The following is a 17,610-nucleotide window of genomic DNA, read 5'->3' on the forward strand; positions in this document are numbered from 1 at the left end:
GATGGAAGTCCAAGGCGTCGCCTCGGATCACGTCATTATCGCACAGCAGCATTTTGGCCGTCGCTTGGACAGAAGTCGTAGACGCACTGGCTGGGGGCACGCAAACGAAGCGCGGGCGATCCAAAAACAACGGCCGCGCAATGCGCGGCCGCTGCCGGTACAGCCCGTCCTGCAAGTTCAGCGCGCGTAGCGCTTCTGGAACTTGTCGATACGGCCGCCGGTGTCGATCACCTTGTGCTTGCCGGTATAGAACGGGTGCGACGCCGAGGAAATTTCCACCTTGACCAGCGGATATTCCTGGCCGTCTTCCCACTTCACGGTCTCTTTCGAGCTCATGGTGGAACGGGTCAGAATCTTGAAATCGGACGTCACGTCGTGAAAGACGACGTCTTTGTAGTTGGGATGCACGTTATCTTTCATGGACTTGGCGCCGGGCTGCCTGGATAAGCCGGGCATTATAGCGGCCCCCACTTGCCCGGCGCAAGGCGGGCCCTAACTGGCGGCCAGGGCGGCCCCGACCAGGCCGTAGAACTGCTGAATGTCATAGGCCAGCAGCAGGTTGGCGTTGTCGGGCGCCCCACCCTGGCGGTTCCAGTCCACCAGGGTCATGCCGCGGGTGTGGGTGCCCGACAGCTCGATGTGCACCGGGCGCTGCTCCAGCTTCTGCGCGCCTTCCGGATGCAGGGCGAACGCCATGGCCAGCGCATCGGCCGCATACCAGTACTCGCCGCGGCTGTCCTCGGACCACAGCCGGGTCTTGCGCGAGATTTCCTCATAGAAGCGGGCGCGGGGGGTGTCAGCGGCCAGCCACTGCTCCACGTCCCGGTGCAGCAGGCCGTGCGCGATGGTGGCCTCCCAGTCGGCGACGTCGAACTGCGGGAAGCCGCGGAACACGATGTGCGCCGCCTCGGGGTCGAAGCCGATGTTGAATTCGGCCGCCGCGGTGATGTTGCCGTGCCCGGTCAGCGCCCCGCCCATCACCACCAGCCGCGCCACGCGCTGCGGCAGGGTCGGGTCCAGGGTGAGCGCTAGCGCAAGGTTGGTCAGCGGGCCAAGCGCGACCAGCAGCAGCTCGCCGGCGTGTTCGTGCGACAGGCGCAGGATGGCGAGCGCCGCATGCTCGGCCTCGGCAGTGCGCTTGGCCGGTGCCAGCCCTACGTCGCCGAAGCCGTCGATACCGTGCACGTGCGCCGCATCCACCGAGGGGTGCAGCAACGGTTGCGGGCAGCCTGCGTAGACCGGCACATCGGTACGGCCAGCGATCTCGCAGACCTTCAAGGCGTTGCGCACGGTGTGATCCAGGCCGACGTTACCGGCGGCGATGGTCAGCCCGACCACCTCGTGGCGGGTGTCGTTGAAGGCCATCAGCAGCGCCAGCGCGTCATCCACGCCCGGGTCGGTATCGATCAGCAGCGGTATCTTGTCAGTCATGGGATTCGGGATTGGGCATTCGGGATTCATTACCGCATCTTCGCAAGGATCGGCCGGCCACGCGAATCAACGACGCCCAGGTCGCAGCAATCCGCTTTGACGATTCCCCAATCCCGATTCCCGATTCCCGGCCGCTCAAGCGGCCGCATACCGCACCGCGCTACCGATCCAGCGCGCGACGACGCGGTCGGCGATTTCCGGCGCGTCGGCGAGCAGCCGTTCGGCCAGCACCTGCACGCGCGGTAGCAAGCCGGCGTCACGCGCCAGATCGGCGATGCGGAAACTGGCCAGGCCGGTCTGCCGTGTGCCGAGCAGTTCGCCGGGGCCGCGCAACTCCAGGTCCTTTTCCGCGATCACGAAGCCGTCGTTGGTCTGGCGCATGGTTTCCAGACGCTGGCGCGCCATCATCGACAACGGGCCCTGGTACAGCAGCACGCAACTGGAAGCGGCCGCGCCGCGCCCGACCCGGCCGCGCAGCTGGTGCAACTGCGCCAGGCCCAGGCGCTCGGCATTTTCGATGATCATCAGCGAGGCATTGGGCACGTCCACGCCAACTTCGATCACGGTGGTGGCAACCAGCAGATCGCTGCGGCCCTGCTTGAAATCGAGCATGGCCTTTTGCTTTTCGGCCGGCTTCATACGGCCATGCACGAGTGCGACGCGCACGCCGGGCAGCTGCGCCGACAAGGCGTCGAAGGTGACTTCTGCGGCCTGCGCTTCGATGCGTGGCGGCCCGTTTGGCGCACCCTTGCCGGGGTCTTCGCTTTCTTCGATCAGTGTGCACACCCAGTACGCCTGCCGTCCTTCGGCGCAGGCGGCGCGGATGCGTTCAACCAACTCGGGGCGGCGTTCTGCGCTCAGCACGATGGTCTGCACCGGCGTGCGGCCGGGCGGTAGTTCATCAATGGACGAGACGTCCAGATCGGCGTAGGTCGACATCGCCAGCGTGCGCGGGATGGGCGTGGCGGTCATCACCAGCTGGTGCGGCACGCTGCCGGCCGCTGCCCCCTTGTCGCGCAGCGCAAGCCGCTGATGCACGCCGAAGCGGTGTTGCTCATCGATGATGGCCAGCGCCAGATCGTGGAAGACCACCGCCTCCTGCATCAGTGCGTGCGTGCCCACCACCACCTGCGCCTGGCCGGAGGCGACCTCGGCAATCGCCGCAGCGCGCGCCTTGCCGGTGACCTTGCCGGCCAGCCAGACGATGCGCACGCCCAACGGCTCCAGCCAGCCGCGCAGATTGGTGAGATGCTGCTCGGCCAGCAGTTCGGTGGGCGCGGCGAGTGCGACCTGTTTGCCCTGCTCCACCGCCAGCATCGCCGCCAGTGCAGCAACCACGGTCTTGCCGCTGCCGACATCGCCCTGCACCAGTCGCAGCATCGGCGATGGCTGCGCAAGGTCGTGCGCGATCTGTGCGAACACGCGTTGTTGCGCGCCGGTGAGCTGGAACGGCAACACGCTGCGCAATTGCAGCACCAACGTGCCATTGCCGGGCAACACCGGCGCATGAAACCGCTGCAGCGCGATGCGCTGGCGACGCAGGCTGAGCTGGTGTGCCAACAGTTCTTCGATGGCCAGGCGTTGCTGGGCGGGGTGACCGCCGGCAAGCAATTGCTGCGGATCGGTGTTCACCGGCGGCCGATGCATGGTCAGCAATGCCGTCCGCAGCGATGGCAGGCGCTCGTCCTGCAGCCAGTGCGGCGGCAGCAGCTCCAGTGCCGCCTCCGGTGGCAAGCGCTCCAGCGCCTGGCCGATGAGCTTGCGCAACGTGGCCGGGCCGACACCTTCGAGCACCGGATAGACCGGGTCCAGGCTGTCGCCCAGGCCGGCATCCTCGCCCGGGGCGAGCACGCGATAACTGGGGTGCACGATTTCCCAGCCCTGCTGGCCGGGCTTGGGGGTGCCGAACACGCGCACGCGCGTGCCAACGGCAAACTGCGCCACCTGTGCGGCGCGGAAATGGAAGAAGCGCAGGACCACGCTGCCGTGCGAATCGTCCGAGACCGCCACGCGCAGCACCGGGCGGAAGCGGAAGCCGCGTTCCACCGCATCGACCCGCCCTTCGATCTGCGCCGGCACGCCGCTCTGCAGCTGCGCGATCGTGGTCAGGCGGGTGCGGTCTTCATAGCGTAGCGGCAGATGCAGCCACAGGTCCTGCACGCTCAGGATGCCGCGCGCAGCAAATTTCTCGGCCACTTTCGGGCCGACCCCGGGCAGGCTGGCGAGTGAGGCCTGGCCGGCGACGGCCAGGGCCGGAGTAGCGGGACGCGCGCGCGGCACGACGGATCGATCGGCTCAGTTACGCACGATCACTCGAGCACCATCACCGCATCGACTTCGAAGCCGGCGCCCTTGGGCAGGCCGGACACTTCGATGGTGGAACGCGCGGGGAACGGGGCCTGGAAATAGTCCTGCATCACCGCATTGACGGCGGCGAACTGGCCGAGGTCGGTGAGGTACAGGCCCAGGCGCACGATCTTGTCGAGCGAGCCGCCGGCCGCTTCGGCCACCGCCTTGAGGTTGTCGAACGCGCGACGTGCCTGCGCACCGATATCACCCGGCACGATCTCGCCGGTGGCCGGGTCCAGCGGAATCTGGCCGGAGAAATACACGGTGTTGCCGGCACGTACGGCCTGCGAATACGGGCCGATGGCGGCGGGCGCCTGGTCGGTATGGATGATCTGGGACATGGCGACTCCGTCAACGCTGAAAACGAACGCGCATTGTATCGGCGCATGCGGTTGACGGGCGAATGGGGGAATGAGGGATGGCTGCGCGCGGGCGGTAGCTGGCGGACTAGCGGCGCGTTGCTCGGTGGACTGGGCGTCTTGCCGTGGTATTGGTTGCGGCTGGCTTTCGCTCGCGCGCGCCACGGCTTCAGTGAGGCTGTGGGTGTGCGCTGCTGGACGCCTGTGACGTAGTGCGTGAGGCTGCGCCCGTACCCTCATCCGCCCCTTCGGGGCACCTTTTCCCCCATGAAGGGGACAATGTCCCGATGGGAGAAGGGAGGCGCGCCTTCTCCCGTGAGAGGGCCAGGACTAGGTAATCGGCGCCGGATTGAACAGCGCCAGGTCGTTGTGCAGGCGGTGGTGCTCGGTCCAGGTGCGCTGGCCGCTGGCCACATCCAGATAGCGCTGGAACAACTCCCAGCCCAGCTGTTCCAGCGTCTTGGTGCCGGTGGCGACGCCGCCGGCATCGATGTCCATCAGGTCGGACCAGCGTTGCGCCAGTTCGCTGCGAGTGGCGACCTTGATCACCGGGACCATGCCCAGGCCGTAAGGCGTGCCGCGCCCGGTGGTGAATACATGCAGGTTCATGCCGGCCGCCACCTGCAGCGTGCCGCAGACAAAGTCGCTGGCCGGGGTGGCGCAGTACTGCAGGCCGCGCCCTTTGACGCGCTCGCCCGGCGGTACCACGCCATTGATCGGGGAGAAGCCGGACTTGGCGATCGAGCCCATCGCCTTTTCCACGATATTGGCCAGCCCGCCCTTCTTGTTACCCGGTGTCGTGTTGGCGCTGCGGTCGGCCTGGCCGCGCGCCAGGTAGGCGTCGTACCAGGCCATTTCGCGCACCAGCGCCTTGGCCACATCGGCATTGGCCGCGCGCGGCACCAGCAGGTGGATGCCGTCGCGCACTTCGGTGTTTTCGGAGAACATCACCGTGGCGCCGGCCCGCACCAGCAGGTCGGCGGCCACGCCCAGACCCGGGTTGGCCGTGACGCCGGAAAACGCATCGCTGCCGCCGCACTGCATGCCCACCACCAGCTCGCTGGCCGGCACGGTTTCGCGCCGGCGGGCGTCCAGATGGCGCAGCCGTTCTTCGGCCATGGTCATGATCGAGCTGACCATGTCGGCAAAGCCCAGGCTGGCTTCCTGCAGCCGGTAGACGCCGCTGTCGTCGGCGCTGGCATCGTCCGGGAGCAGGCGTTCGGGGGCGAGCTTTTCGCAGCCAAGCCCAACGATCAGCGCCTGCCCACCGAAGTTGGGGCTGCGCGCGATATTGCGCAGCGTGCGGATGGGAATGATCGCCTCCGGTGCGGTGATCGCCACGCCGCAGCCGTAGACGTGATTGATCGCCACCACATCATCGACATTGGGATACCTGGGCAGCAGCTCGGTACGAATGCGCTCCACCGCGTGACCGAGCACGCCGACCACGCATTGCACGCTGGTCATGATGCCCAGGATGTTGCGCGTGCCCACGCTGCCGTCGCGGTTGCGGTAGCCCTGGAAGGTGTAGCCGTGAAGCGGCTCAGGCTCCGGCGCGGGGTGCAGCGCCAGATCCAGTGCGGCCAGCTCTGGGGCCTCGGGCATCGCCAGCAGCTGCTCGCTGACCCACGCGCCGCGCGCGATGTCGGCGTTGGCGGTACCGATCACCGCGCCCAGGCGGATCACCGCCGCACCTGCGGGCAGGTCCACCAGCGCGATCTTGTGGCCTTGCGGAATGTGCTCGATGGCGGTCAAGCCATCGGCGAAGGTGGCACCGGCCGGCGCGCCGTCATCGTTGACGACGATGGCGACATTGTCGCGCGCATGGGCGCGGATGCTGAGCCAACGGGTGGGTTGCGGGGTTGCGGACATCGTGGGGCTACCTTGCAAACGTGGGGTGGACTGCATTACCGGTCGGGGCTGTCGAACTGGCGCTGGTACTGCAGGATCAGGCGGTTTTCATCGACATTGCGCTGGTAATTGGAGCGGAAGGTGCCGTTGAACCAGATGACGCTCACATGCTTGAAACGCTCGCCCTGGAATTGATACGTGGTCAACACATCGCGCGCCCATTCGCGGCCTTCGCCCGCATAGGTTGCCGGGCGTGCACTGTCGCCGCTGATATAGCGCGCCATGATGCTGAGCCCGGGGATGCCGATGCTCTTGCCATCGATGCTGTAGCGCAGCTGCCAGCTGCGTTCGCCGCGTTCGAGAAAGTCGTTGATGAAGGTCCAGTTGAAGACATTGCCGTCAGTGCCGCCCGGCCACGGCATGGCGCTGGGGCCGCTCAGTTTTTGATAGCCGGCACCGATTTCGTGCCCACCCGTGCGCCAGGACAGCATGCTGCTAAACATGCGGTTGTCGATCAGGCCGGCACGTGACTGGCCGATGTCGTCGGTGCGGAAGTAGCGCAGGTCGAGACGTAGTTGGTCCTTGCCGAACGTGTGCGTCTGGATCAGGTTGTAGAGCTGCTGGCGGTAGATGTCTTCCATCACCGCGCCCTGATAGCGCAGCTGCGTTCCGGGCACCAGCGTGTAGGTCGCCGATACCAGGTTGAGCGCATCCGAATCCGGCGTGCCCAGAAAGCGCCGGTTCTTGTTGGTCAAGGTGATCGGCACGCGCGAGTCCCCATCGCGGTACCAGGCGCTGGTGAAGCGGGCAAGCAGCAGGTCGAGCTTGGGGATGTCCTTGGATTCCAGCGTCACGCCCTGAAACGTCTCCGGCATGATGCGGGTGATGCTGGCGCGTACCAGCGGCTCGTTGGGAATGAAGCTGCCCCATTTCACCTCGGTCTGCGAGGCGCGCAGCTTGAGCGTGGGTGCCACGCGCACCAACGCATGTTGCGCGGTGCCGTCGTCATTGTTGGGCAGCAGCCCGGTGCCGCCTTCGGCACGCACGCCATCGAGCTTGAAGTCGCCGATGCCGAGCAGATCCAGCCCGGCACCGATCGGGCCGCGCGTGTAACCGCTCTTGGCATCCACCACGAAGCCCTGTGCCCATTCGGCGCGCTTGCCCTGCCCGTCGCCGCTGCGGAAATCGCGGTTGTAGTAGAAGTTGAGCGCGGTGACCTCGGCCGTTGCGCCGTTCCAGAATCCCGCGTCCGGTTCCTGCGCCCGCGCACGGCCGCCCGCACCGACCGCCAGCAGCGCCGCGCCGCCGAGTGCCATCATGCTTTTCATTGCTCGGTTCTCCACCTGCGGTGACCTCGCGGTCAGGCGGTGCTGCCCAGGCGCGGGCAGCAGGCGTCGGCACGCTTCAGCGCACCAGGCACGGCCGCTTGTTGTCGAAGGTCCAGTCGGGAATCAGCGCCTGCATGGCGGCCGCGTCATCGCGCGCGCCCAGGCCCAGGCTTTGATAGGTGCGATGCGCCGCGTCCAGTGCATCCAGGTCCAGTTCCACACCCAGGCCAGGCTTAGCCGGCACCTGGATCTGGCCGCCTGCAATCTGCAACGGGTTGCGCGTCAACCGTTGGCCGTCCTGCCAGATCCAGTGCGTATCGATCGCCGTCACCTGCCCCGGCGCTGCGGCCGCCACGTGGGTGAACATCGCGAGCGAAATATCGAAATGGTTGTTGGAATGCGAGCCCCAGGTCAGGCCCCAGTCGCGGCACAGTTGCGCTACGCGCACCGAGCCCTGCAGCGTCCAGAAATGCGGATCTGCCAGCGGGATGTCCACCGACTGCAGCTGGATGGCGTGACCCATCTGCCGCCAGTCGGTGGCGATCATGTTGGTGGCGGTGGGCAGGCCGGTGGCACGGCGGAATTCGGCCATCACTTCGCGACCGGAATAGCCCTGCTCGGCGCCGCACGGGTCCTCCGCATACGCCATGACCCCGTGCATGTCGCGGCACAGCGCGATGGCCTGCTGCAACGACCATGCGCCGTTGGGATCGAGCGTGATGCGCGCCTGCGGAAAGCGCGCATGCAAGGCGTGGATGGCCTCGATTTCGGCTTCCCCGCGCAGCACGCCGCCCTTGAGCTTGAAATCGCGGAAGCCGTATTTTTCATACGCGGCTTCCGCCAGCCGCACCACCGCTGCCGGGGTCAAGGCTTCCTGGTCGCGCACCGCTTCCCAGGCATCGCTTGCATCGCTGCCGTCGCGGTAATCGAGCCCGGTCTTGCGGCGGTCGCCGATGAAAAACAAATAGCCCAATACATCCACTGCATCGCGCTGCTGGCCTTCGCCGAGCAGCGCAGCGACCGGTTGATCCAGGTATTGCCCCAGCAGATCCAGCAAGGCCGCTTCGATCGCGGTCACTGCGTGGATGGTGATGCGCAGGTCGAAGGTCTGCAGCCCACGCCCAGCACTGTCGCGGTCGGCGAAGGCGGTGCGCACCTGGTTGAGGATGCGCTGGTACTCGGCGATGGAACGATCGCGGATGAGTGCGGCCGCTTCGTTCAACAACCCGGCAATGGCAGCGCCGCCAGGCACCTCGCCCACGCCGGTGCGCCCGGACGAATCGCGCAGCACCAGCACGTTGCGGGTGAAGTACGGCGCATGCGCGCCACTGAGATTGAGCAGCATGCTGTCCTGCCCGGCGACCGGCACCACGCGCACGTCGGTGATGCGCGGCGTGGTGCCGATGGCTGCAGGTGATGTGTGGATGGTCATGAGGATTCTCCGAGGATGGTCACAGCGGTGCGGGCACGGGCATGGACGGGCCGCCGGGAGGCGCCTTCAGTTCCACGCGCTTGATGTCGCCCACGATCACCAGATAGGACACCACCGCCAGCAATGCGTTGAGCCCGACGAACACCAGGGCCCACTCGAAGCTGCCGGTGGTGGAGACGATGTAGCCAATGACGATTGGCGTGGTGATGCCGGCGATGTTGCCGAAGGTGTTGAACAGGCCACCGGACAAGCCGGCGATCTCCTTGGGCGAGGTGTCGGCCACCACCGCCCAGCCCAGCGCGCCGATGCCCTTGCCGAAGAACGCCAGCGCCATCAGCCCGACCACCATCCATTCGGCCTGCACGTAGTTGCAGCCGATCATCGTCACCGACATCAGCATGCCGATCACGATCGGCGTCTTGCGCGAGACGGTGAGCGAATAGCCGCGCCGCACCATGCGGTCGGACACATAGCCGCCCAGCACGCCACCGATGAAGCCGCACACCGCCGGCAGCGAGGCCACGAAGCCCGCTTCCAGGATCGACATGCCACGCTCCTTGACCAGGTACACCGGGAACCAGGTCAGGAAGAAATACGTCAGCGTGGTGATGCAGTACTGGCCGATATACACGCCCAGCAACATGCGGTTGCACAGCAGTTGCTTGGCGTAATGCCACTGGGTGCCTTTGGGCTGAGTGCCGGGCTTGTTGCCCTGCTCCATGTCCACCAGTGCGCCGTTGCGCTGGATGTAGTGCAGCTCCTGTGCGCTCAGGCGCGGATGTTCGCGCGGTGCGTAGATGGTCTTGCGCCATAGCGCTGCCAGCAACACACCCACGCCGCCCATCACCAGGAACACGTGCTCCCAACCCCAGGCATGCACCAGCCAGCCCATCAGCGGCGCAAATGCCACCGTGGCGAAGTACTGCGCGGAATTGAAGATGGACGCGGCCAGGCCGCGCTCGGCAGTGGGAAACCAGGCCGCCACGATGCGGCTATTGCCCGGGAACGACGGCGCTTCGGCAATGCCCACCAGAAAGCGCAGCACGAACAGCGTGGTGACCGCCCAGGCCACCGGCACCCAGCCGATGAAGCCCTGCAACGCCGTAAATACCGACCAGATCAGCAGCGACAAGCCATACACGCGGCGCGAGCCGAAGCGGTCGAGCAGCCAGCCACCGGGAATCTGCCCGGCCACATACGCCCAACCGAACGCAGAGAAGATGAAGCCCATCTGCAGCGCGTCGATGCCCAGCGCATCCTGGACCGCGGAACCGGCGATGGACAAGGTGGCGCGATCGGCATAGTTGATCGTGGTCACCACGAACAACATCAACAGGATCAAATAGCGCCTGCGCGGAACTGTCGTCGAGCCGACGGTCGTTGAATCGGTAGCCATCATCGTTCCTCACCTATGACGATGGAAGCGCAGTGCGCTTCGGTACTCCAAATGGCGCCTGCAGCTGGCATGCCGGACCCTCCTCCGGCACGCCTCAGGCATGGTTGCCGCCGGTGCTGTCAGTCGTGCCCCAGTGCGCCGTCGACGCGTCGCCACACGCCGAGCGGATTGCCGTGCGCCACGGCAGCAGGCAGCAACGCGGCGGGCAGGTCCTGGTAGCAGACCGGCCGCAGGAAGCGATTGATCGCCAGCGTGCCCACCGAGGTGCTACGGCTGTCGGAGGTGGCTGGGGACGGGCCACCGTGCACCATGGCGTGACAGACCTCCACGCCGGTCGGCCAATCGTTGACCAGGATGCGGCCGGCCTTGCGTTCCAGCACCGGCAGCAGCGTGGCAGCCAGCGCGGTGTCGTCGCCATCCATGTGCAAGGTGGCGGTGAGCTGGCCTTCCAGGTGCTCGCTCAGCGCGCGCAGCTGATCGACATCCCTGCAGCGGACCAGCAACGACGAGGCACCGAACACTTCGGCTTGCAGTGCCTCGTCGGCCAGAAATGCATCGGCATCGGTGCCGAACAACGCAGCCGGGCAGCGCCCGGATTCCGCCGCAGCGCCGCGCGCCAGCGTGGCGACCTGTGGATGTGCCGCCAGGCGTTGGACGCCTTGCGCAAAGGCATCGCCGATGCCTGCGGTCAGCATCGCCGCCGGCGAGACGTCCTGCAGCGCCTGTGTCGCAGACGCGATAAAGGCATCCACCGCCGGAGAATCGACGGCCAGCAGCAAGCCGGGATTGGTGCAGAACTGCCCGGCCCCCAGGGTCAGCGAACCGACGAAGGCCTTGCCCAGGGCCGGCGCGCGCGCCTGCAATGCCTGCGGCAACAGGTACACCGGGTTGATCGCACTCATTTCCGCGTACACCGGAATCGGCTCGCGGCGGGCGGCAGCGATCTTGACCAGCGCCAGGCCGCCAGCGCGCGAGCCGGTGAAGCCCACCGCCTTGATGCGTGCATCGGCCACCAGCTGCGTACCGATCTCGATGCCTGCGTCGAACAGCAGCGAGAACACACCCTCGGGCAGGCCGCATTGCGCCACGGCCGCCTGGATCGCGCGGCCCACCAGTTCGGAGGTGCCCGGATGCGCGCCATGCGCCTTGACCACCACCGGGCACCCGGCTGCCAGCGCCGACACCGTATCGCCGCCAGCCACCGAAAACGCCAGCGGGAAATTGCTGGCGCCGAACACTGCTACCGGCCCCAGCGCGATATGCCGCTGGCGCAGATCCGCACGCGGCAACGGCGTGCGCTGCGGCAATGCCGGGTCGATGCGCGCCTGCAACCAGCTGCCTTCGCGCACCACGGTGGCGAACAGGCGCAGCTGCCCGACCGTGCGACCGCGCTCGCCTTCGAGCCGGGCGCGCGGCAGCCCGCTTTCGCGCATGGCGCGCTCGATCAAGGCATCGCCCAGCGCCAGGATCTGCTCGGCAATGGTTTCCAGAAAGACCGCGCGTGCTTCCAGCGTGGTTTCGCGGTAAGTGTCGAAGGCCGACTGCGCCAACGCGCAAGCCTGCTCCAGCTCCTGCGCGCTCACCGAGCCGAAAGCCGGCTGCAGCGATTCGCCGCTGGCCGCATCCACGCCATGAAATTGTGCGCCGGTGCCTTGCACGCAGCGCTGCCCGATCAGCGATTGACCTGTGATGGCATGCATCAGCGGCGCCCTCCGATCAGTTGCTTGAGCTGCGCGGATTCTTCATCGGTCAGGTCCGCCAGCGGCGTGCGCACCGGCCCGGCCGGGCGGCCGACCGCGCGCATGCCGGCCTTGACGATGGACACCGCATAGCCGGCGCGGCGATTGCGCAGCACCGTGTACGGCAACACGAAGTCGTTGAGCTCGCGGTAGATGGTGGCGTGGTCGCGCGCGCGCACGGCAGCGTAGAAGTCCAAAGCCCATTCGGGCAGGAAATTGAAGATGGCCGACGAATACGTGGTGACGCCCATTTCCAGATACGGCAGCGCGAAGGTTTCGGCGGTGGGCAGGCCGCCCACGTACAGCAAGCGGTCGCCCAGCCGCGCGTAGATGCGGGTCATGCGGTCCACATCGCCGATGCCGTCCTTGTAGCCCACCAGGTTGGGGCAGCGCTCGGCCACGCGCGCCAGCGTCACATCGTCGAGCCGAGCGTTGGCGCGGCCGTAGACGATCACGCCCAGCGAGGTCGCCTTGCAGACGCGCTCGACATGCTCGGCCACGCCGTCGGCATCGCACTCGGTCAGGTACGGCGGAAACAGCAGGATGCCGTCGGCGTCGTTGCGTTCGGCGGCCTGCGCCATCTCGATCGCGATCGAAGTGCCGTAGCCGGCCGGCGCAATCACCGGCATGCGGCCGGCGGTCTGGGTCACGGCGGCGCGCACCGCGCGGTTTACTTCGTCCAGCGTCAGCGAAAACAGCTCGCCAGTGCCGCCGGCGGCGAACAGGCCGGCAGCCGGATGCGAGGACAGCCAGTCCAGGTTGCTGCGGTAGGCCGGCTCGTCGAAGGCCAGCTCGGCATCGAAATGGGTGACCGGAAACGACAGCAACCCGGCGCCAAGCGCCTGGGCCATTTCGGTCGGTGTGTATCTGCTGCTCATTGGACAAACGCTCCTGGGCGGGGGATGCGATTGATCCTGGGACGGCAGATCGTTGCCGGTCCAAACCAAAGGACGTATTGTTTGATACATCAATTGAATCAATCGCCTCACCAGCCGCTGCAATGAGCCGCAAATGACTGCTTTGCAACGGTTTTCTTGAGCCTTTGTAATTACCAATGGTTGCGCCCGTCAGCCACTCCACGCCTGCCCATGCGCCCATTCATCGGCGCTGGCGATGCGCAGATGTTGCGGGTGCAGCATCCAATTCCAGCACTTCGCCAGCCAAGACCTTTGCCATGTTCGATCTGCAGCAACTGCGTTGCTTTGTGGCCGTCGCCGACGAGCTGCACTTTCGGCGCGCGGCCGAGCGCCTGAACATGACCCAGCCGCCGCTGAGCCGGCAGATCCAGCTGCTGGAGCACAGCGTTGGCACCGCGCTGCTGGAGCGCAATAGCCGGCATGTGCGACTGACCCAGGCCGGGCGCAGCCTGCTGGCCGAAGCGCGCGCGATCCTGCGCATGGCCGAAAACGCCGGCTTGCGTGCACGGCGGATCGGCACCGGCGATGCCGGCAGCGTATCGGTGGGCTTTACCGCTGGCGCCAGCTACCGCTTCCTGCCCGAGGCGATTGCGCGCTGGCGCAGCGAAGCGCCGGATGTGGACCTGCAACTCAAGGAAATGGTCAGCCTGGCGCAGCTGGATGCGCTGGACGCCGGCCGGCTGGATATCGGCCTGCTGCGTCCGCCGATCCAGCGCCAGGGCCTGCACAGCCGCTGCGTGGCCCGCGAACCGCTGATCGCCGCGCTGCCGGAAGACTCGCCGCTGGCGCAACACGACAGCCTGCGCCTGCAGGATTTCGACGGCCAGCCACTGGTCAATTACGCGCCAGACGAAGCGCGCTATTTCTACGACCTGCTGGCGCAGCTGTTCGGCGCACGCGGCATCGCACCGCGCTCGGTGCAGTACGTCAGCCAGATCCATTCGGTGTTGGCGCTGGTGCGCGGCGGCATGGGCATGGCCTTGGTACCGGAAGGTGCCAGCGGCCTGCGCTACGCCGGCATCGTCTACCTGCCGCTGCGCGATGAAACGCCGGCCACGCCGGTGGAATTGCATCTGGTGTGGAAGCAGGACAACGACAACCCGGCGCTGCGCCGGTTGATTGCCTGAGCACAACGAATGAAGCGCATGCTCACCGCCAGCAACGTCGAGCGGCAGACAAAACGACGGCCCTCACCGGCAGGCGAGCGCGGGCGATACCCTCTGCCGCATGTGCCACGCGTGCACGGCAGTTGCTGCCTATCGTCAGTGACTCACTTCGTCCGCGACTCACTGACGACGGCCAGCTCTTACTGCCGCCCCACGCTCTGCACCACATGCAGGCGGCGCAGCCGGCGCATCACTTCGGCCAGATGGCGGCGGTCGCGCACCTGGATATTGAAGCGCAGCACGGCCGCATTGAAATCGCGGTCCAGGTAATCCACGCGTTCGATATTGGACTGGCTCTGCGCAATGGCCGCGGCCAATTGCGCCAGCACGCCGGTGCGGTTTTCCACTTCCACCACCAGCGCGGTGTCGTAGTCCCCGGTCACGCTGAAATCCCAGTCGATCGGCACCCAGCGCTCGGGCGACTTGCGCAGCTCGGCCAGGTTCGGGCAATCCAGCCGGTGCACCACGATGCCCTTGCCGGCGGTGTGGTAGCCCATGATCTCGTCGCCAGGAATCGGCTGGCAACAGTTGGCGAAGCTGATCACGCCGCGTTCGCTGCCGTCGATCAGGATCTTTTCGTGCGAATGCTTGGAATGGCCGCCACCACGCAATTCCGCGTAAGCCATCAACGCCTGCGCGGCCTGGGTCGGCATCCAGTTGCCCAGTGCCACATCGGCCAGCAAGGCTTCCAGGCGTGGGTAGCGATGCTCGTTGAGGAAGGCGTCCAGGCGGCCCTTGGGCAGCCGCTCCAGCGAGGAGTCCATCGCCTCCAGCGCACGATCGAGCATGCGGTGACCCAGCTGCACGGCATCTTCGTGCTCGAGCTGCTTGAGCTGATGGCGGATGGCGGTGCGCGCCTTGCTGCTGACCACAAATTCCAGCCACTGTGGCTTGGGCGTGGCCGAGCGCGCGGTGATGATTTCCACCGCCTGCCCGCTGACCAGCTTGGTGCGCAGCGGCACCAGCTTCTTGTCCACGCGCGAGGCCACGGCGCGGTTGCCCACGTCGGTATGCACCGCGTAGGCGAAATCCAGCGCGGTGGAATTGCGCGGCAGCGCCAGGATCTTGCCCTTGGGCGTGAACAGATAGACCTCGTCCGGGAACAGGTCCACCTTGACGTTGTCCAGGAACTCCAGCGACGAGCCGGCGGCGCGCTGCGAATCGATCAGCTCCACGATCCAGTCGTGCGCGCGGCTCTGCGCGCTATTGGGCGAGGCCGAGCCGACCTTGTAGGTCCAATGCGCGGCCACGCCGCGTTCGGCGATCAGGTCCATCTCTTCGGTGCGGATCTGCACTTCGATCGGCGAGCCGTAAGGGCCGAACAGCACTGTGTGCAGCGACTGGTAGCCGTTGGCCTTGGGGATCGCGATGAAATCACGGAAGCGCCCGTCCAGCGGCTTGAAGGTGGCATGCACCGCGCCGAGGGCGTGGTAACAGTCGGCCACCGAGCGCACCACCAGGCGGAAGCCGAACACGTCCATCACCTGGTCGAAGGACTTGTTCTCTTCGTGCATCTTGGAATAGATGCTCCAGGGCGTCTTGATGCGGCTGACCAGCCGATGTTCCAGCCCTTCCTTGGCCAGGCGCTGCGACAGCTGCACTTCCACCTGCGCCATCGATTCGCGCCGCACCACCGGCTGGCTGCGGATGTGTTTTTCGATGATGGCGTGGCGCCACGGATACAGCGCGCGGAAGCCCAGGTTCTGCAGCTCGGACTTGATCAGGCTCATGCCCAGGCGCTGGGCGATGGGTGCGTAGATCTCCAGCGTCTCGCGTGCGATACGGCCGCGCGCTTCGGTGCTCTGCGCGCCGAGCGTGCGCATGTTGTGCAGGCGGTCGGCCAGCTTGATCATGATCACGCGCAGGTCGCGCGACATCGCCAGCAGCATCTTGCGGAAACTTTCCGCCGCCGCTTCCTGGCGGTCGCGAAACTTGAGCTTGTCCAGCTTGGTGACGCCATCGACCAGCTCGGCCACCGCTTCGCCGAATTCGGACGCCAGCTCCTCGCGGGTCAACGGCGTGTCTTCGATGGTGTCGTGCAGGATCGCGGCGATCAGCGATTCCATGTCCAGGCCCAGCTCGGCCAGCACGCCGGCCACGGCCACCGGATGGGTGATGTAGGGCTCGCCGGATTTACGGGTCTGGCCGGCATGTGCGGTGGCGCCAACCTCCCAGGCACGGCGCAGGATCGGCAGCTGCTCCCTGGGCAGGTAGCTGGCGGCGCGTTCGAAGTGCAGGACGTAGTCGGGAATGGCCTGGTCGGAAGACGGAGACGTCACGACGGTCGCCTGGGCAGTGGGGCCTGGGTTCATGGCGGAAGACTATGCCAGCGGCGCAGTGACGGCAAACGTTTGCACACGCCGGCGTACTGCCGGAGCCCCAAACGAAAACAGCCCGCGTGGATGCGGGCTGTTCGAATCGATCACCGTGACGCGGGCAATCAATCGTCGTTCTTGGACATGTCTTCGTCGGCGACCACTTCGGCGGCGGCCCATTCCAGTGCTTCGCGCTCGGCACGCTCGCGCTCGGCTTTCTCGACTTCGTCGATCAGCGCGTTGTCGATCCGGCGTGCGGCGATCTCGCGCAGTGCCATCACGGTGGGCTTGTCGCTGGCGTCGGCGTTTTCGATCAGCGGCTGCACGCCGTTGGCGAGCTGACGGGCGCGCTTGGAGGCCATCATGACCAGCTCGAAACGGTTGTTCACGACTTCCAGGCAATCTTCTACGGTAATGCGGGCCATGCGGGCTCCCGGCGACCAGCAACGGCCGCGCATCGAATGAGGGAAAGGGGGCGGAGTGTACGCCTGTGCGGTTGAGCGGGCAACCGATGGCCGTTCAGTTTCCTTTGGAATCAGCGACTTGGACCCGTGCACCAGGCCCAGGAATCGTTGCCGGTGCGCAGACCCGGCCCCTGCCCACCCGCTGAACGCGTCCACTGCACCCGAATGCGAGCCGCCTGGCGCCCTGCCGCATGGCCGGATCAGTGCCCGCCACGCCACCCGCGCTGCGGGCGACGGTCACGCATGCGCCCTCAGTCCAGCAAGGCCTGGATCAGCCCGGCATGCCGCTGCTGCTGCGCCTGCCGGCGCAGGCGGCTGGCGGTGAAGATGGCGCACATCTCCGACACGGCGGTGTCGAAGGTTTCGTTGATGATCACGTAGTCGAACTCTTCGAAATGCAGCATCTCCTCGCGCGCGGCAGCCAGACGCTGTGCCATCACGTCCTCGCTGTCCTGCCCGCGCTTGCGCATGCGCTCGTCCAGCGCCTGGCGCGACGGCGGCAGGATGAACACGCTCACCGCATCGGGCACCTTCTGGCGCACCTGGCGCGCACCCTGCCAGTCGATCTCCAGCAACACGTCGTGCCCGGCGGCCAGCTGCGGCTCCACCGACTGCCGCGCAGTGCCCTTCCAGTCGCCATGCACCAGCGCGTATTCGAAGAAATCGCCCGCCTCGATCATGCCCTGGAACTCATCGGCAGAGACGAAATGGTAGTGCTCGGCATGCCGCTCGCCCGGCCGCGGCGCGCGCGAGGTGAACGAGATCGACAGGGCGATCTTGGGATCACGCGCCAGGGTGGCGTTGACGATGCTGCTCTTGCCGGCGCCCGAGGGGGCCGCAACGATATAGAGGGTGCCGCGCAT

General features: G+C 66.6%; 14 protein-coding genes. 1 reads left to right on the forward strand and 13 read right to left on the reverse strand.

Annotated elements, in window-relative coordinates:
• Nucleotides 1-177: 177 nt before the first annotated feature.
• The 10 genes from XnspCFBP7698_RS07160 to kdgD all read right to left on the reverse strand — a co-directional run bounded on the left by XnspCFBP7698_RS07160 (nucleotide 178) and on the right by kdgD (nucleotide 12,763).
• Complete coding sequence (locus tag XnspCFBP7698_RS07160; RefSeq protein WP_039409907.1) at nucleotides 178-420, reverse strand: type B 50S ribosomal protein L31; 243 nt, start codon at nucleotides 418-420, stop codon at nucleotides 178-180.
• A 72-nt stretch (nucleotides 421-492) separates the two neighbouring features.
• Nucleotides 493-1,431 (reverse strand): nucleoside hydrolase, encoded by a 939-nt coding sequence (locus XnspCFBP7698_RS07165; protein ID WP_123137332.1) that lies wholly within the window; start codon nucleotides 1,429-1,431, stop codon nucleotides 493-495.
• Nucleotides 1,432-1,566: 135 nt separating this feature from the next.
• Nucleotides 1,567-3,711, reverse strand: coding sequence for an ATP-dependent DNA helicase RecG (gene recG / locus XnspCFBP7698_RS07170; RefSeq protein ID WP_104580725.1), 2,145 nt, complete (start codon nucleotides 3,709-3,711; stop codon nucleotides 1,567-1,569).
• Between the two features lie 29 nt (nucleotides 3,712-3,740).
• Nucleotides 3,741-4,121, reverse strand: coding sequence for a RidA family protein (locus XnspCFBP7698_RS07175; protein WP_022972872.1), 381 nt, complete (start codon nucleotides 4,119-4,121; stop codon nucleotides 3,741-3,743).
• Nucleotides 4,122-4,469: 348 nt separating this feature from the next.
• Nucleotides 4,470-6,011 carry a galactarate dehydratase gene (gene garD / locus XnspCFBP7698_RS07180; RefSeq protein WP_104580724.1) on the reverse strand — a complete coding sequence of 514 codons (1,542 nt, stop codon included), beginning with the start codon at nucleotides 6,009-6,011 and terminating at the stop codon, nucleotides 4,470-4,472.
• Nucleotides 6,012-6,046: 35 nt separating this feature from the next.
• Nucleotides 6,047-7,318: an OprD family porin gene (locus XnspCFBP7698_RS07185; RefSeq protein ID WP_104580723.1), complete on the reverse strand. Its 1,272-nt coding sequence runs from the start codon at nucleotides 7,316-7,318 to the stop codon at nucleotides 6,047-6,049.
• Between the two features lie 76 nt (nucleotides 7,319-7,394).
• Nucleotides 7,395-8,750: a glucarate dehydratase gene (gudD, locus tag XnspCFBP7698_RS07190; protein ID WP_104580722.1), complete on the reverse strand. Its 1,356-nt coding sequence runs from the start codon at nucleotides 8,748-8,750 to the stop codon at nucleotides 7,395-7,397.
• 19 nt (nucleotides 8,751-8,769) lie between these two features.
• Nucleotides 8,770-10,149, reverse strand: coding sequence for an MFS transporter (locus XnspCFBP7698_RS07195; RefSeq protein WP_039409887.1), 1,380 nt, complete (start codon nucleotides 10,147-10,149; stop codon nucleotides 8,770-8,772).
• A 116-nt stretch (nucleotides 10,150-10,265) separates the two neighbouring features.
• A complete protein-coding gene (locus XnspCFBP7698_RS07200) occupies nucleotides 10,266-11,846 on the reverse strand; it encodes an aldehyde dehydrogenase (NADP(+)) (RefSeq protein WP_104580721.1) in 1,581 nt (526 codons plus the stop codon).
• The gene (gene kdgD, locus XnspCFBP7698_RS07205; RefSeq protein ID WP_104580720.1) at nucleotides 11,846-12,763 is read right to left on the reverse strand and encodes a 5-dehydro-4-deoxyglucarate dehydratase; all 918 of its coding nucleotides are present in this window, start codon (nucleotides 12,761-12,763) and stop codon (nucleotides 11,846-11,848) included. Before kdgD ends, XnspCFBP7698_RS07200 begins: the two co-directional genes overlap by 1 nt.
• 296 nt (nucleotides 12,764-13,059) lie before the next feature.
• On the opposite strand from kdgD, the gene XnspCFBP7698_RS07210 reads away from it, so the two are divergent.
• Nucleotides 13,060-13,929 carry a LysR family transcriptional regulator gene (locus XnspCFBP7698_RS07210; RefSeq protein ID WP_039410367.1) on the forward strand — a complete coding sequence of 290 codons (870 nt, stop codon included), beginning with the start codon at nucleotides 13,060-13,062 and terminating at the stop codon, nucleotides 13,927-13,929.
• Nucleotides 13,930-14,108: 179 nt separating this feature from the next.
• Here XnspCFBP7698_RS07210 and XnspCFBP7698_RS07215 read toward each other — a convergent pair whose 3' ends face one another.
• From XnspCFBP7698_RS07215 to gmk, 3 genes are all read right to left on the reverse strand, one after another.
• The gene (locus tag XnspCFBP7698_RS07215) at nucleotides 14,109-16,280 is read right to left on the reverse strand and encodes a bifunctional (p)ppGpp synthetase/guanosine-3',5'-bis(diphosphate) 3'-pyrophosphohydrolase (RefSeq protein ID WP_123137333.1); all 2,172 of its coding nucleotides are present in this window, start codon (nucleotides 16,278-16,280) and stop codon (nucleotides 14,109-14,111) included.
• A gap of 128 nt (nucleotides 16,281-16,408) precedes the next feature.
• Complete coding sequence (rpoZ, locus tag XnspCFBP7698_RS07220) at nucleotides 16,409-16,708, reverse strand: DNA-directed RNA polymerase subunit omega (protein ID WP_002812428.1); 300 nt, start codon at nucleotides 16,706-16,708, stop codon at nucleotides 16,409-16,411.
• Nucleotides 16,709-16,998: 290 nt separating this feature from the next.
• Nucleotides 16,999-17,610, reverse strand: a complete 612-nt coding sequence (gene gmk / locus XnspCFBP7698_RS07225; protein WP_005996765.1) for a guanylate kinase — start codon at nucleotides 17,608-17,610, stop codon at nucleotides 16,999-17,001.

Origin of the sequence: Xanthomonas sp. CFBP 7698, from assembly GCF_003600855.1 — a bacterium.
GTDB classification, from domain to species: domain Bacteria; phylum Pseudomonadota; class Gammaproteobacteria; order Xanthomonadales; family Xanthomonadaceae; genus Xanthomonas; species Xanthomonas cannabis.

Excerpts from the sequence above, each read along its gene's own strand:
- XnspCFBP7698_RS07160 (WP_039409907.1), bottom strand. The coding sequence starts at position 420 with ATGAAAGATAACGTGCATCCCAACTACAAAGACGTCGTCTTTCACGAC.
- XnspCFBP7698_RS07165 (WP_123137332.1), bottom strand. The coding sequence starts at position 1,431 with ATGACTGACAAGATACCGCTGCTGATCGATACCGACCCGGGCGTGGAT.
- XnspCFBP7698_RS07175 (WP_022972872.1), bottom strand. The coding sequence starts at position 4,121 with ATGTCCCAGATCATCCATACCGACCAGGCGCCCGCCGCCATCGGCCCG.
- garD (WP_104580724.1), bottom strand. The coding sequence starts at position 6,011 with ATGTCCGCAACCCCGCAACCCACCCGTTGGCTCAGCATCCGCGCCCAT.
- XnspCFBP7698_RS07185 (WP_104580723.1), bottom strand. The coding sequence starts at position 7,318 with ATGAAAAGCATGATGGCACTCGGCGGCGCGGCGCTGCTGGCGGTCGGT.
- gudD (WP_104580722.1), bottom strand. The coding sequence starts at position 8,750 with ATGACCATCCACACATCACCTGCAGCCATCGGCACCACGCCGCGCATC.
- XnspCFBP7698_RS07195 (WP_039409887.1), bottom strand. The coding sequence starts at position 10,149 with ATGATGGCTACCGATTCAACGACCGTCGGCTCGACGACAGTTCCGCGC.
- XnspCFBP7698_RS07200 (WP_104580721.1), bottom strand. The coding sequence starts at position 11,846 with ATGCATGCCATCACAGGTCAATCGCTGATCGGGCAGCGCTGCGTGCAA.
- kdgD (WP_104580720.1), bottom strand. The coding sequence starts at position 12,763 with ATGAGCAGCAGATACACACCGACCGAAATGGCCCAGGCGCTTGGCGCC.
- XnspCFBP7698_RS07210 (WP_039410367.1), top strand. The coding sequence starts at position 13,060 with ATGTTCGATCTGCAGCAACTGCGTTGCTTTGTGGCCGTCGCCGACGAG.
- XnspCFBP7698_RS07215 (WP_123137333.1), bottom strand. The coding sequence starts at position 16,280 with ATGAACCCAGGCCCCACTGCCCAGGCGACCGTCGTGACGTCTCCGTCT.
- rpoZ (WP_002812428.1), bottom strand. The coding sequence starts at position 16,708 with ATGGCCCGCATTACCGTAGAAGATTGCCTGGAAGTCGTGAACAACCGT.
- gmk (WP_005996765.1), bottom strand. The coding sequence starts at position 17,610 with ATGCGCGGCACCCTCTATATCGTTGCGGCCCCCTCGGGCGCCGGCAAG.